The 13,211-nt window shown below is 66.5% G+C and carries 11 protein-coding genes and 1 tRNA gene; 5 read left to right on the forward strand and 7 right to left on the reverse strand.

Annotation, left to right across the window (positions count from 1 at the left end):
- Window position 1 precedes the first annotated feature (1 nt).
- From D0B54_RS07775 to D0B54_RS07785, 3 genes are read right to left on the reverse strand one after another with little or no spacing between them, the layout of a single operon-like run.
- A complete protein-coding gene (locus D0B54_RS07775; RefSeq protein ID WP_205527303.1) occupies window positions 2–1,015 on the reverse strand; it encodes an alpha-ketoacid dehydrogenase subunit beta in 1,014 nt (337 codons plus the stop codon).
- Window positions 1,012–2,271, reverse strand: a complete 1,260-nt coding sequence (locus D0B54_RS07780) for a thiamine pyrophosphate-dependent enzyme (RefSeq protein WP_240433569.1) — start codon at window positions 2,269–2,271, stop codon at window positions 1,012–1,014. The genes D0B54_RS07775 and D0B54_RS07780 overlap by 4 nt, the downstream gene beginning before the upstream one ends.
- Window positions 2,268–3,344, reverse strand: coding sequence for a Leu/Phe/Val dehydrogenase (locus D0B54_RS07785; protein WP_117290779.1), 1,077 nt, complete (start codon window positions 3,342–3,344; stop codon window positions 2,268–2,270). Before D0B54_RS07785 ends, D0B54_RS07780 begins: the two co-directional genes overlap by 4 nt.
- Before the next feature lie 136 nt (window positions 3,345–3,480).
- Here D0B54_RS07785 and D0B54_RS07790 point away from each other — a divergent pair, with 136 nt between their 5' ends.
- From D0B54_RS07790 to D0B54_RS07800, 3 genes are all read left to right on the forward strand, one after another.
- Entirely contained in the window at window positions 3,481–3,975 is a 495-nt protein-coding gene (locus tag D0B54_RS07790) for an Lrp/AsnC family transcriptional regulator (RefSeq protein ID WP_117290780.1), read from the forward strand.
- Between the two features lie 192 nt (window positions 3,976–4,167).
- Window positions 4,168–5,538 (forward strand): L-serine ammonia-lyase, encoded by a 1,371-nt coding sequence (locus D0B54_RS07795; RefSeq protein ID WP_117290781.1) that lies wholly within the window; start codon window positions 4,168–4,170, stop codon window positions 5,536–5,538.
- Window positions 5,539–5,670: 132 nt separating this feature from the next.
- Window positions 5,671–6,291: a trimeric intracellular cation channel family protein gene (locus tag D0B54_RS07800; protein WP_117290782.1), complete on the forward strand. Its 621-nt coding sequence runs from the start codon at window positions 5,671–5,673 to the stop codon at window positions 6,289–6,291.
- A 267-nt stretch (window positions 6,292–6,558) separates the two neighbouring features.
- On the opposite strand, the gene D0B54_RS07805 is transcribed toward D0B54_RS07800, so the two are convergent.
- Window positions 6,559–6,635: transfer RNA gene (locus D0B54_RS07805), tRNA-Met, on the reverse strand.
- 70 nt (window positions 6,636–6,705) lie between these two features.
- Window positions 6,706–8,337 carry a 3-(methylthio)propionyl-CoA ligase gene (locus D0B54_RS07810; protein WP_117290783.1) on the reverse strand — a complete coding sequence of 544 codons (1,632 nt, stop codon included), beginning with the start codon at window positions 8,335–8,337 and terminating at the stop codon, window positions 6,706–6,708.
- 218 nt (window positions 8,338–8,555) lie between these two features.
- Between D0B54_RS07810 and D0B54_RS07815 the strand changes: the two genes are divergently transcribed.
- Together D0B54_RS07815 and D0B54_RS07820 are read left to right on the forward strand one after the other, a co-directional pair.
- On the forward strand, window positions 8,556–9,569 hold the full coding sequence (locus D0B54_RS07815) for a hypothetical protein (protein WP_117290784.1): 1,014 nt from the start codon (window positions 8,556–8,558) through the stop codon (window positions 9,567–9,569).
- Between the two features lie 36 nt (window positions 9,570–9,605).
- Window positions 9,606–11,411 carry a hypothetical protein gene (locus tag D0B54_RS07820; RefSeq protein WP_117290785.1) on the forward strand — a complete coding sequence of 602 codons (1,806 nt, stop codon included), beginning with the start codon at window positions 9,606–9,608 and terminating at the stop codon, window positions 11,409–11,411.
- Window positions 11,412–11,474: 63 nt separating this feature from the next.
- Here D0B54_RS07820 and ychF read toward each other — a convergent pair whose 3' ends face one another.
- Complete coding sequence (gene ychF, locus D0B54_RS07825) at window positions 11,475–12,569, reverse strand: redox-regulated ATPase YchF (RefSeq protein WP_117290786.1); 1,095 nt, start codon at window positions 12,567–12,569, stop codon at window positions 11,475–11,477.
- 18 nt (window positions 12,570–12,587) lie between these two features.
- Complete coding sequence (pth, locus tag D0B54_RS07830) at window positions 12,588–13,172, reverse strand: aminoacyl-tRNA hydrolase (protein ID WP_117290787.1); 585 nt, start codon at window positions 13,170–13,172, stop codon at window positions 12,588–12,590.
- Window positions 13,173–13,211 lie beyond the last annotated feature (39 nt).

Below are 13,211 nucleotides of genomic sequence, written 5' to 3' on the forward strand. Positions count from 1 at the left end.
CTCAGTCCTCCATCACACGCTTGAGCGCATGCGCGACGCGGCGCGGCCCGGGGAAGTACTTCCACTCCAGCGAGTGCGGGTAAGGCGTGTCCCAGCCGGTGACGCGGCGGATCGGCGCCTCCAGGCAATAGAAGCAGTGCTCCTGCACCAGCTGGCCGAGTTCGGCGCCGAAGCCGGAGGTGCGGCTGGCCTCGTGCGCGATGACGCAGCGGCCGGTCTTCTGTACCGAGGCCACGATGGTGTCGATGTCGATCGGGAACAGCGTGCGCAGGTCGATCACCTCCGCGTCCACCCCGGATTCCTCCACCGCCGCCAGGCAGACGTGCACCATGGTGCCGTAGGTCAGCACGGTGACGGCCTTGCCGGGCCGCACGACCGCAGCCTTGCCCAGCTCGATGCGGTAGTAGTCCTCCGGCACTTCGCCGGCAGGGTGGTTAGCCCAGGGCACCAGCGGCTTGTCGTGGTGGCCGTCGAAGGGGCCGTTGTAGAGGCGCTTGGGCTCCAGGAAGATCACCGGATCGTTGTCCTCGATCGCGGCGATCAGCAGGCCCTTGGCGTCGTAGGGGTTGGAGGGCATCACGGTCTTGAGGCCGGAGATGTGCGTGAAGATCGCCTCGGGGCTCTGGCTGTGGGTCTGCCCGCCGTGGATGCCGCCGCCGCAGGGCGAGCGCACCGTGATCGGCGACCAGAATTCTCCGGCCGAGCGGTAGCGCAGGCGCGAGGCCTCGGACACCAGCTGGTCGAAGGCCGGCAGGATGTAGTCGGCGAACTGGATTTCCACCACCGGCCGCAGGCCGTAGGCGCCCATGCCGACCGCGGTGGCGACGATGCCGCCCTCGGCGATCGGCGCATCGAATACGCGCTGGCGTCCGTGCTTGGCCTGCAGGCCCGCCGTACAGCGGAACACACCGCCGAAGTAGCCCACGTCCTCGCCGAACACCAGCACGTCCGGATCGCGCGTCAGCATCAGGTCCATGGCCGAATTCAGCGCCTGCACCATGTTCATGCTGCTCATGCGCCGATGCTCCGCAGCTCGTCCAGCTGGCTTTGCAGGTGGGGCGGCACTGCCTCGAAAACGTCTTCGAACAGGCTTGCCAGGTCTTCTTCCGAGTGGTGCAGGGTGCCGTGGCTCTCGGCTTCCTTGACGGCCGCGCGGACCTCCTCGTCGAGTTCCGCGACCAGCGCCTGGTGCTGTGCGTCCGTCCACTCGCCGAGCTGCTCCAGGTGCCGCTTCAGCCGCGCGATGGGATCGCCCAGCGGCCAGGCCGCGGCCTCGCCCTCGGGGCGGTACTTGGAAGGATCGTCGCTGGTGGAATGGGCCGCGGCGCGATAGGTGTAGAGTTCGATCAGGGTCGCGCCCAGGTTCTGGCGTGCGCGCTCCGAAGCCCACTGCGTCGCGGCGTAGACGGCGAGGAAATCGTTGCCGTCCACGCGCAGGCCGGGCAGGCCGTAGCCCAGGGCGCGCGAGGCGAAGGTCGCCTCGTCACCGCCGGCGATGCCCTGGAAAGTGGAAATGGCCCACTGGTTGTTGACCACGTTGAGGATCACCGGGGCGTGGTAGACCGAGGCGAAGGTCAGGGCGTAGTGGAAGTCGCCCTCGGCCGTGGTGCCATCGCCGATCCAGGCGGCGGCGATGCGCGAGTCGCGCTTGTAGGCCGAGGCCATCGCCCAGCCCACGGCATGGGGAAAGCGCGAGCCGACGTTGCCCGACATCGAGTAGTAGCTCGCGTCGCGGCAGGAGTACAGCACCGGCAGCTGGCGGCCCTTGAGGCGGTCCTTGCGGTTGTTGAAGATCTGGCAGATCAGGTCGACCATCGGCCACTCGCGGGCCATCAGCAGGCCCTGCTGGCGGTAGCTGGTGAAGCACATGTCATCGCGGCGCAGGGCCATGCCCTGGGCGACGCCGATCGCTTCTTCGCCGGTGCTCTTGATGTAGAAGGAGGTCTTGCCGGAGCGCTGCAGGCGCACCATGCGCTCGTCGAAGGCCCGGGTCAGGAGCATGGCGCGCAGTCCGCGGCGCAACAGCTCCGGCGAGAGTTCCGGATTCCACTGGCCGACCGCGGCGCCCTCGTCGTCGAGCACGCGGATCAGCTGGTAGGGCAGTTCGCGCAGGCTGTTTTCGGCAGCGTCCGCAGCGGGCCTGGCGACCGAGCCAGCCGGCGGTATGACCATGCGGCTGAAGTCGGGACTGTCGCCGGGGCGGGCCTGCGGTTCCGGGATGTGCAGTTCCAGGGAAGCTTCCTGTGCTGCCGTGGGAATGGCGCTGTTCACGCGGCCAGCCCCTTTGCGGGGCTGGAGGCGCGGGGTGCCGGGGAAAGGCGCTGCAGCGCCAGGGCATCGGCCACCAGGTGGGGAGGGGTGTCGGTGGAGACGGACTCCAGGAAGACTCCGGCAAGTGTCTGCTCGATGCGGGCGACCCGGGCCCAGACCTGGTCCTCGCTGCCGGTGCGCAGGTACTCCGCGGCGGCGCAGATGATGCCGCCGGCGTTGATGACGTAGTCCGGCGCGTAGAGGACGTGGCGGTCGTGGAGGCGCTGGCCATCCTCCGCGGTCGCCAGCTGGTTGTTGGCACCGCCCGCGATGATCGGAGCCCGGATCCTCGGAATGGTCTGGGCGTTGAGGATGCCGCCCAGCGCGCAGGGCGCGACCACGTCGACCGCCTGGAACAGGATTTCCCCGACCGGCACCACGCGGGCGCCGAAGCGCTGCTGCGCCGCCTCGCAGGCGGCGGCGTTGATGTCAGCCACCACCAGTTCCGCTCCGGCTGCATGCAGGCGCTCGCAGAGATTGCGCCCGACGCTGCCCAGGCCCTGCACCGCGATCTTGAGGCCCGAGAAGCTGCGCGTGGACAGGCGCGCCTGGATGGCCGCCAGGATGCCGCAGTACACGCCATAGGCGGTCTTGGGCGAGGGGTCACCGCCGGCGGCCTGGCCGGCCTGCGGGAGCCCACCGACATGGGCCGTGCTGCGCGCGACGTGGATCATGTCCGACATGCTGACGCCGACGTCCTCGGCGGTGATGTAGCGCCCGCCAAGCTGCTCCACGATGCGGCCGAAGGCCTCGAACTGGGCCGGGGTGACGGTCTCGCCGGGCTTGCGGATGATCACGGCCTTGCCGCCGCCCAGGGGCAGGCCGGCGACGGCGTTCTTGTAGCTCATGCCGCGCGACAGGCGCAGGGCATCCTGCAAGGCGGCCTCGTCGTTGTCGTAGAACCAGGCGCGGCAGCCACCGAAGGCGGGGCCCAGCCGGGTGGAGTGGATGGCCACGACGCCGCGCAAGCCGCTGGCGGCGTCCGAGAAAAAGGTGACGCTCTCATGAGCGTCATATCCGCTGCTGCTGAACATGATTCCCTCCACCGCGCGGGTTGCGACTGACTGGGAACATTTTATGGCTCTTAAACCGGAATTTTGTCCTTTAGTTGCTTTCCATGAGACGATTATGGGTAATTCATTCCACGCATGGTGGGAAAGGATGGGAACGATGTCCCTGAAAATGGATGCCCTGGATGTGCGCATTCTGGATATTCTCCAGAGCGACGTGACCACGCCGATCGGCGAGATCGCCGAACGGGTCGCCTCCTCCAAGACCGTGGTGTGGCGGCGCATCCAGCGGCTGAGCGACGCGGGCATCATCCGCTCGCGTGTCGCGGTGCTCGATCATCGCAAGATCGGCCTGGGCGTCATGGTCTTTGCCTACATCAAGATGGCGCGGCACGGTCGCGACGTGCTGCCCAAGTTCATCGAAGCGGTGAGCGTCTATCCGCAGGTGATCGAGTGCCACACGCTGATGGGCCACGTCGATTTCCTGCTGAAGATCCTGGTGTCGGATATCGAGGAGTACGAGCACTTCGTCTGGCAGAGGCTGTCGCAGATCGATGGCGTGCAGGAGATCAACAGTTCGATCTCCATGAGCCAGCCGGTCTATACCACGCGCCTTTCGCCAAGGGCTGCGTCAGCGCCGGATCTGGACGGGTAGCCGGCAGATGCGTGTCTCCTGAAAAGGGGTAGGGAAGTCGTTCCTGCATCTGCGTCTTGGCCGCAAGATCTTTTCGATTTTCGTCTGGATTGGCGCAAATCGGGAACCATTTCCCGCTTGCATGGCGCTAGTCTGAGGTGCTGCCAAGGACGTCGGCAGTGAACGCGCGACCGGCAATCCGTTACTGAACCCATGCAGACCAGCATCCTCGACCTTTTCAAGATCGGAATCGGCCCCTCCAGCTCGCACACGGTCGGACCGATGCGCGCCGCGCGGGCCTTTGCCGAAGAGTTGGCCGGGCGCTCGGTGCTGGGCCAGGTTGCGTGCCTGCAGGTCGAGATTTTCGGTTCCCTGGCTGCGACCGGCATCGGCCATGGCACCGACTGGGCCATCAAGCTGGGGCTCGCCGGCCATGATCCGCGCCAGGTCTATCCGGCCGAGGTGCCGAAGCTGCTGGAGGACATCCGGACACGGCAATCGCTGTCCCTGCTTGGGTCGCATGCAGTGATCTTCGTCGACGAGAAACACCTGCTCTGGCGTCCGGCCGAAACGCTGGCGCGTCATTCCAATGGCCTGCGCTTCACCGCCTTCGACGCTGCCGGCCAGCCACTGCACATGCAGGTCTACTTCTCGGTGGGTGGAGGCTTCATCGAGCGTGGCGACGAGGTGGGCAGCGACGATCCCGACCGCGCCATGCCGCATCCCTATGCCGACGCGGCACAGATGCTGGAGCGGGCCGCCAGCGCCGGGCTTGCTCTCTGGCAACTGGTCGAGCAGAACGAATGTACCCTGCATGGGCGCGAGGAACTGGACCGCAGGCTGGCGGAAATCTGGGCCGCGATGTCGGCCTGCATCGACCGGGGACTTCAGGCCGAGGGCACGCTGCCCGGCGGCCTGGGCGTCAGGCGCCGGGCCGGCCGCCTGCACGCGCGGCTGAGCACCCCCGGGGCCGGTATCGACCCCATGAGCTCGATGGACTGGCTCAATGCCTATGCCATGGCGGTCAACGAGGAGAATGCCTGCGGAGGCCGGGTCGTCACTGCACCGACCAACGGCGCTTCCGGAGTGTTGCCCGCCGTGCTGCGCTACTACGAGCGTTTCATGCCGGGCGCTTCACCGGAGACCATCCGTCGCTTCCTGCTGGTGGCGGGCGCGATCGGCGTGCTGTACCTGGAGAACGCCTCCATTTCCGGCGCCGAGGTCGGCTGCCAGGGTGAGGTCGGCGTGGCCTGCTCGATGGCCGCCGCGGGCCTGGCCGCGGCGCTGGGCGCCAGCAACGACGAGATCGAACATGCCGCCGAGATCGGCATGGAACACCACCTCGGCATGACCTGCGACCCGGTGCGCGGCCTGGTGCAGATTCCCTGCATCGAGCGCAATGCCATCGGCGCGGTGAAAGCAGTCAACGCCTGCCGCATGGCAATGCAGGAGCGCGGCAGCCATCGCGTCTCCCTGGACGAGGTCATGCGCACGATGCTGGAGACCGGGCGCGACATGCAGGCACGCTACAAGGAAACCTCGCTGGCCGGCCTGGCCGTCCATGCGGTGCGGCGCTGGGGATAGCCTGCGCGGGCAAGCGATTCCCGAGGCGCGACTCATTCGTTGTGAAATGCAGCCTTATACTTTGCTCCACATGGCACTTCATTCTTGCTCTTGCTGTTCTTTTGACCGGAACTCCCCGGCGCGGACCCACGCATGATCCTGCCCTGGATAGAACTGGCGGGCGTGGCCTTTTTTGCGGTGTCTGGCGCGCTCGCGGCTGGCCGAAAGTCGCTCGACCTGCTGGGTGTGGTGGTCATCGCCTGGGTCACGGCGACCGGTGGCGGGACCCTGCGCGATCTGCTGCTCGACCGCCCGGTGTTCTGGATCGAGAAACCGCAATTCCTGGTGGTGGCGCTGCTTGCGGCATTGCTGACCGTACCCTACGTGCGCTTCGCCCGGCCACCCGAGAAGCTTCTGCTGCTTGCCGACGCGCTGGGCCTGGCGCTCTTCAGCATCCTGGGGGCGCAGATTTCAATCGCACTGGGCAAGCCCGGTCTGATCTCGGTGGTCATGGGGACGATCACCGGCGCCTTCGGCGGCTTGCTGAGAGACGTCCTCTGCAACGAGATTCCCGTGATCCTGCAAAAGGGCAGCATCTACGCCACCGCCGCGATCTCCGGCTGCGCGCTGATGGTCCTGTTGCTGCACTTCGGTGTCCAAGGGCCGATCGCCGCCGGTGCCGGCATGGCACTGGTGGCGGTGATGCGCATCGCTGCGATCGTGTTCGGGCTGACGCTGCCGGTATTCACGCTGCCGGAAGACCGCCGTTCCTGAATCGCACGACGATCAAAGACGCCGGGACTTTCCCGGGGATGATTGATTGCGCGGCCCGTGCGGCCGATGGGTTGGCGCCCCGGCATTACTGAAGCTGTGCTGTAGAGCGGGGGTATCCGCGTCCAGCGAAGGGGCAGGTACCCCCAAAAAACCCCAAAGCGATGGGCTGCGGTGGGATTTCCCGGGATCGAGTGGGACGTCCTAAAAGAAAAAACCCAGCAATTACGCTGGGTTATGGACGCCTTGAGACCTTCTTTGGTCGGTATTTGGTGGTGATGAGTGGAATCGAACCACCGACCTCAGCATTATGAGTGCCGCGCTCTAACCGTCTGAGCTACATCACCGGGGGCGCGCATTGTAAGTGGTTGGATACGCCACGTAAATGCCGCCTCGCCCCCGGTTCGGCCACGGCCCTCAGGCGGTCAGCAGCCGGTCGCCGAACTCCTCGCGCAGCTTGTTCTTCTGCACCTTGCCGGTGGCCCCCAGAGGCAGGCCGTCGACGAACACCACGTCGTCGGGCGTCCACCACTTGGCGATCTTGCCCTCGTAGAACTTCAGCATCTCGTCGCGGCTTACTTCAGTGCCGGGCTTCTTCACCACCACCAGCAGCGGGCGCTCGTCCCACTTGGCATGCTTTGCGGCGATCACGGCCGCCATCGCCACCGCCGGGTGCGCCATGGCGATGTTCTCCAGGTCGATCGAGCCGATCCACTCGCCGCCGGACTTGATCACGTCCTTGCTGCGGTCGGTGATCGTCAGGTAGCCGTCGGAGTCCAGGGTGCCGCGGTCGCCGGTGGGGAACCAGCCGTCCTGCAGCGGGCTCTCGGTGCCGCGGTAGTACTGGTCCACGATCCAGTAGCCGCGCACCAGCAGGTCGCCGGAGGTCTTGCCGTCGCGCGGCAGTTCCTTGCCGTCCTCGTCGACGATCTTCAGGTCCACGCCGAAGGGCGGGCGGCCCTGCTTGAGTTCCACCTTGAACTGCTCGTCCTTCGGCATTTCGAGATGGCGGTTCTTCAGTGTGCAGACCGTGCCCAGCGGCGACATTTCGGTCATGCCCCAGGCGTGGATCAGCTTGATGCCGTAGTCGCGCTCGAAGGTTTCCATCAGCGCCGGCGGGCAGGCCGAGCCGCCCACCACCATGCGCTTGACCGTGCTGAGCTTCTTGCCGGTCTTCTGCAGGTGCTGCAGCGCGCCGAGCCACACCGTCGGTACACCGGCGGTGAAGGTCACTTTCTCGCTTTCGAACAGTTCGCAGATGCTGGGGCCATCCAGCGCCGCGCCGGGGAACACCAGCTTGGCGCCGATCATCGCGCCGACATAGGTCAGCGCCCAGGCGTTGACGTGGAACATCGGCACCACCGGCAGGATCACGTCGCGCGCCGACAGGTTCATCACGTCCGGCAGCGGCACCGCGAAGGTGTGCAGCAGGGTGGAGCGGTGCGAGTACAGCACACCCTTGGGGTTGCCCGTGGTGCCCGAGGTGTAGCAGAGGCAGGCGGCGCTGCGCTCGTCCAGTTCCGGCCAGTCGTAGGCATCGCTCTCGGCGGCCAGCAGGTCCTCGTAGGCCAGCGGCTGCACGTTCTTCATTTCCGGCAGGTGCGCGCGGTCGGTCAGCGCCACCCAGGTCTTCACCGTCTTGCACTTGGGAGCCATCGCGTCCACCAGCGGCGCGAAAGTGATGTCGAAGAACATCACCTTGTCCTCGGCGTGGTCGGCGATCCAGGCGACCTGCTCCGGGAACAGGCGCGGGTTGACCGTGTGCATCACCGCGCCGCTGCCGGAGATCGCGTAGTACAGCTCCAGGTGGCGGTAGCCGTTCCAGGCCAGCGTGGCGACGCGCTCGCCGGGCCTGATGCCCAGGCGGGCGAGGGCGTTGGCCGCCTGGCGCGCACGGCGCGCCGCATCGGCATAGGTATAGCGGTGGATCGGCCCCTCGACCGTGCGCGACACGATCTCGCTGTCGCCGTGGAAACGCTCGGCATGCACCAGCAGCGACGAGATCAGCAGCGGGCGCTCCATCATCTGGCCCATGAGCACGGAAGACATCGGGTGTTCTCCTCGAAAAATGGCAAAACGGCGTCGTGGCCCGCGTCTGAGCGCGGGTAGTCCGGAAATCCTTGCCGGTTTTCCTCCAAAGGGCAAGGGAAAAATCCCGCTTCGGGTGAACTGCGGCGCGGGCTTGCGTCTGGGCGGCGCCCTACCACGGGGGGGTATGGTTCGGAAACGGTGGCCGGGACAATGACTCAACCCTCCCGGAGCCGTCCATGAACCGTGTTTCACGCATCGCGCTGCTGTCCTCCCATGTGCTGCTGGCTTGCGCCGCGCTTCCTGTTGCCGCCGCACCCGCCATCGGCACGGACAACGTCTCCGCGATCAAGGGCCACCGCAAGGTCGTGATCGCCGAGTTCGGCGTCGAGTTCTACACCCAGCTGCACAGCGAGGGCCGCGCCGGCGGCAGCAACGCCCAGGTCACGACCACGCTGACCGGTGTCAGCGACGCCACCTTCCAGGCCGTTACCGAACAGGCCTACAAGGACACGGTCGCCGCCCTGACCCAGGCCGGCTTCGAAGTCATGGACCCGCAGGTCCTCAAGGCCAGCCCGCTGTACCAGGAACTGGCGACGAAATACGGCACCGCTTCGCCGCAGACCTTCGTCGATGAAAAGCTGGTGGAAGGTGCGCCGTCGATCAGCAAGATCTTCGCGCCCGCGGGCATGCCGGCATTCTTTTCCTCCAGCGCCATCCGCGGCGACTTCGGCCAGCGCACCGACTCGCAGAACCAGGGACGCGGCAAGAAGGAGGGCGACCTGGCCAAGTCGCTGGACGTCACGCTCCTGCACGTCCACTACCTGGCCAGCTTCGGCCTGGTATCGGGTACCAAGAACGGCGTGCTGGCCGGCATCGCCGGTGTCGCGCGCGCGGCGATCGAGCCGCAGCCGGTGCTGTTTCCGGAGGAAACGGAAATCCAGTTCGTCACCGACGCCGGGTTTCGCACCTTCACCAACAGCCACCGCCCGCGCCACTCCGGGGCCGTCTACCTGAAGGCGCCGCTGAGCGCCGGCAGCGGCATCTTCGAACTCAAGGACACCACCAGCACCGAGTCGAAGAAGGGCGACGCCATCACCAATGCCTTCGGCTCGCTGGTCGGCGGCTTCGGCCAGAAGCGCAAATCCAGCGAGGCCGTACCGCAGAGCGAAGCGGCCTACGGCGAGGCCATCCAGAAGCTTATCGGCGAAAGCGCGAATGGCCTGACGCAGGCCCTCGCCGGCGCCCTCTGATCCGTCCCACCAGAATCTCCAGAAGGGAACTCCCAGATGAAAATCCTGAAGCATGCCACCGTGGCCTGTGCCGCGGTGCTGTCGCTGATGCTGTCCGCCTGCAGCAACAACGACAATGATCGTGGCGAAGAGGTCCCGACCACGGCCGCAGGTGGCATTGCCGCGGTCGGCGCCCCACTCAGCGGTTCTGCCGTGCGCCTCATCTGCGTCGGTGGCGTGACGCGCAACACCACGACTGGGGACAACGGTGCCTGGAGCGTTCGCGTGCCGAGTTCCGCGCTGCCCTGCGCCGTGCGCGTCAATGGCGGCCGCCTGCCTGGCGGCACCACCAACGCCGGCACGCTGTATTCCATCGCGGCCGGCAACGGTGACACGGTGGTTTCCAACGTCACCCCGTTGACCGACCTGGCCCTGTCGCGCGCCGTGCGCACCGTCGATGGCCGTGGCATGGACCCGTGGTACGCCGCCGGGTCGCCTGCGGTCGCAGACGTGGCGAACGCGGTGCCTGCCTCCCAGTCCGAGTTGCTGACGCAGCTGCGCGATGCCGGTTACCCCGTGCCGGAAGGCTTCGATCCCTTCACCCAGGTGTTCCAGCCCGTCGCAGGCAATGGCTATGACGACCTGCTGGAAGCCGTCCAGGACGCGATCGAGGCCGCCGGCCTCGAGGACTACGCCGCGTTACGTGACAGCTACGTCGGCGGCGGCGCCCTGCCGGAGCCGGAGCCGGAAACGCCGACCAGCGGATTCGTCGCCGGTGCCAAGCCGCCGGTGGGGGGCACCGGGCTGTTTACCAGCAAGGATGCCGCCTGCACGCTGACCGTGACCGCGACCAGCATGGCGCTGGCGGTGGCCGGCAAGACCATCGAAATGCCGCTGCCGGATCCGGTGGGCTATACCGCCACCACGATCGAGACGGTGTCGGGTCCGGTGAAGCGTTTCCGCAGCGCCAGCAGCTCGCCGTCGCGCGACATGACGTTGTACCTGAACGCCGGCGATGCGCCCGTGCTCGCCTTCGTCTCGGAGATCACCGACAGCCGGCCGACGCCGCTGGCCGGTGCCAACTACACCATCTACTGCGCGATCGCGGGCTATCCCGAAGGCAAGCTGGAAGAGACCGGCCCGAATGCCGCATTTGTCGCGGGCCCCCTGGCGGGCAGCTACAACGCGCCGGATGCGCAGGGTCGCGATTGCAGCTTCGCGGTTGCGACCGATGGCGGCATCACCATCGACTACGCGACCAGCACTGCGGTCGGCACGCAGCGCCAGTTTGCCTACACCGACATCTTCAACTCGAACGGCAGTTCGTCGACGCCTTCCTGGAGCTATGGCGATCCGGCGAGCGATGGCCTGAAGGCGGCGTTGTCGCGCAGCAAGGCGTCGGACAATGCCGACATCACGCAACTGGTGTTGCAGCAGCGCCAGGCTGGCTCGACCAGCACGATCGCGATCTGCTCGACCGAGAACGCCCCTGGGCGCAAGTTCGCGGCGATCGGACCGGCGGTGGGAACGTACAAGGGTACGCAGGCGCTGGATGTGACCAATACCGACGCCCAGTACGCCTGCACGTTCACGATTGCCGCCGATGGCGTGATGACCTACACGGACAGCAAGGACAGCTTCAGCGTCAGCCTCGACGGTCCGGACAAGAGCTACAACACCATCAGCACCGCCAACAACAATTTCTATCTGGCGGGATCTGGAACCGGCACGCTGGCGATCACCGGCAGCAGCGGAAACCTGAAGACGGCATACACCTCATCGAACAGAACGGCGCACGTCGATTTCGACGGCGGATCCGTCAAGACCGAGCGCAATTGCCGCGGTCTGGTGAAGCAGCCGTAGTGGGTTCTGGCGGCACGAAAAAGGCCCGCATCTGCGGGCCTTTTTCATGCAACGCCGGGATTCTCAGACGTTGAAGCGGAAATGCATCACGTCGCCCTCATGGACGATGTACTCCTTGCCTTCCAGGCGCCACTTGCCGGCTTCCTTGGCGCCCGGTTCACCCTTGTACTGGATGTAGTCGCCGTAGCCGATCACCTCGGCGCGGATGAAACCCTTCTCGAAGTCGGTGTGGATCACCGCGGCCGCCTGCGGCGCCGTGGCGCCCACCTTGACCGTCCAGGCGCGTACTTCCTGTACGCCGGCGGTGAAGTAGGTCTGCAGGCCCAGCAGGTGGTAGGCACCGCGAATCACGCGGTCCAGGCCGGCCTCTTCCTGGCCCAGGTCCGCCAGGAAAGCCTGCTTGTCGGCGTCGTCCAGCTGCGCGATCTCGGACTCGATCGCCGCGCAGACCGGCACCACTTCCGAGCCTTCCCTGGCGGCGTACTCCTGCACGCGCTTGAGATAGTCGTTGCCGTTCTGCAGGCCGGCCTCGTCGACGTTGGCGATGTACAGCGCCGGCTTGGCGGTGATGAAGGAGAACTCGCGCAGCTGCGCGCGCTCTTCCGGCTCCAGCGCCAGCGAGCGTACCGGCGCGCCGGTGTCCAGATGAGACTGCACGCGCTTGAGCAGCTCGTAGCGCGTCACCGCGTCCTTGATGCCGGCCTTGGCGGTCTTGGCGAGGCGATCGACCGCCTTGGTGACGCTGTCGAGGTCGGCCAGCGCCAGCTCGGTGTTGATGATCTCGATGTCGCGAATCGGGTCCGGCTTGCCGGCCACGTGGATCACGTCGTCGTTGTCGAAGCAGCGGGTGACGTGCGCGATGGCATCCGTCTCGCGGATGTGGCCGAGGAACTGGTTGCCCAGGCCTTCACCCTTGCTGGCGCCGGCAACCAGGCCGGCGATGTCGACGAACTCCACCGTGGTCGGCACGATGCGCTGCGGCTTGACGATGACGGACAGCGCGTCGAGGCGCTTGTCCGGCACCGGCACGATGCCGATGTTGGGGTCGATCGTGCAGAACGGGTAGTTCTCGGCTGCGATCCCCGCCTTGGTCAGCGCGTTGAACAGGGTCGACTTGCCGACGTTGGGGAGACCGACGATGCCGCACTTGATGCCCATGACGTTCCTTGAACTCGTTTACTTCGTTGCGGTGTGGAGCTGGGTCAGCGCCCGCTCCCAGCCCTTGGTGAACCAGGTTTCGACCGCATCGGCGGCCAGACTGATCCCGTTGAGAATGGCGTCTTCGTCCGCCTTGGAAGGGCGGTTGAGGACGTAGTTGTGCACCAGGCTCTTGTCGCCCGGATGACCGATGCCGACGCGCAGGCGCTGGTAGCCTTCGCCGAACACCTTGTGCAGGTCACGCAGGCCGTTGTGGCCGCCGTGGCCACCACCGGACTTGAGCTTCATCGTGCCCACCGGCAGGTCCAGCTCGTCGTGCGCCGCCAGCATGTCCACCGGCTGCAGCTTGTAGAACTGCGCCAGTGCCTGAGCCGCCTGGCCGCTGCGGTTCATGTAGGTCGACGGCTTCAGCAGCAGCGTGTCCTGCCCGGCGATCTTCACGCGCGCCAGCTCGCCATGGAACTTCGACTCCACCCGGAACGTGCCGCCATGGCGGCGCGCCAACTCGTCGGCAAACCAGAAGCCGGCGTTGTGACGCGTGCGCGCGTAGTCGGGCCCGGGGTTGCCGAGGCCGATGATCGCGCGGAGGGGAGTGGAAGACATGGTCGTTCAACAAAAAACCCGTCCGGCCAATGCGGACGG

This window comes from Solimonas sp. K1W22B-7 (assembly GCF_003428335.1).
GTDB lineage: Bacteria > Pseudomonadota > Gammaproteobacteria > Nevskiales > Nevskiaceae > Solimonas_A.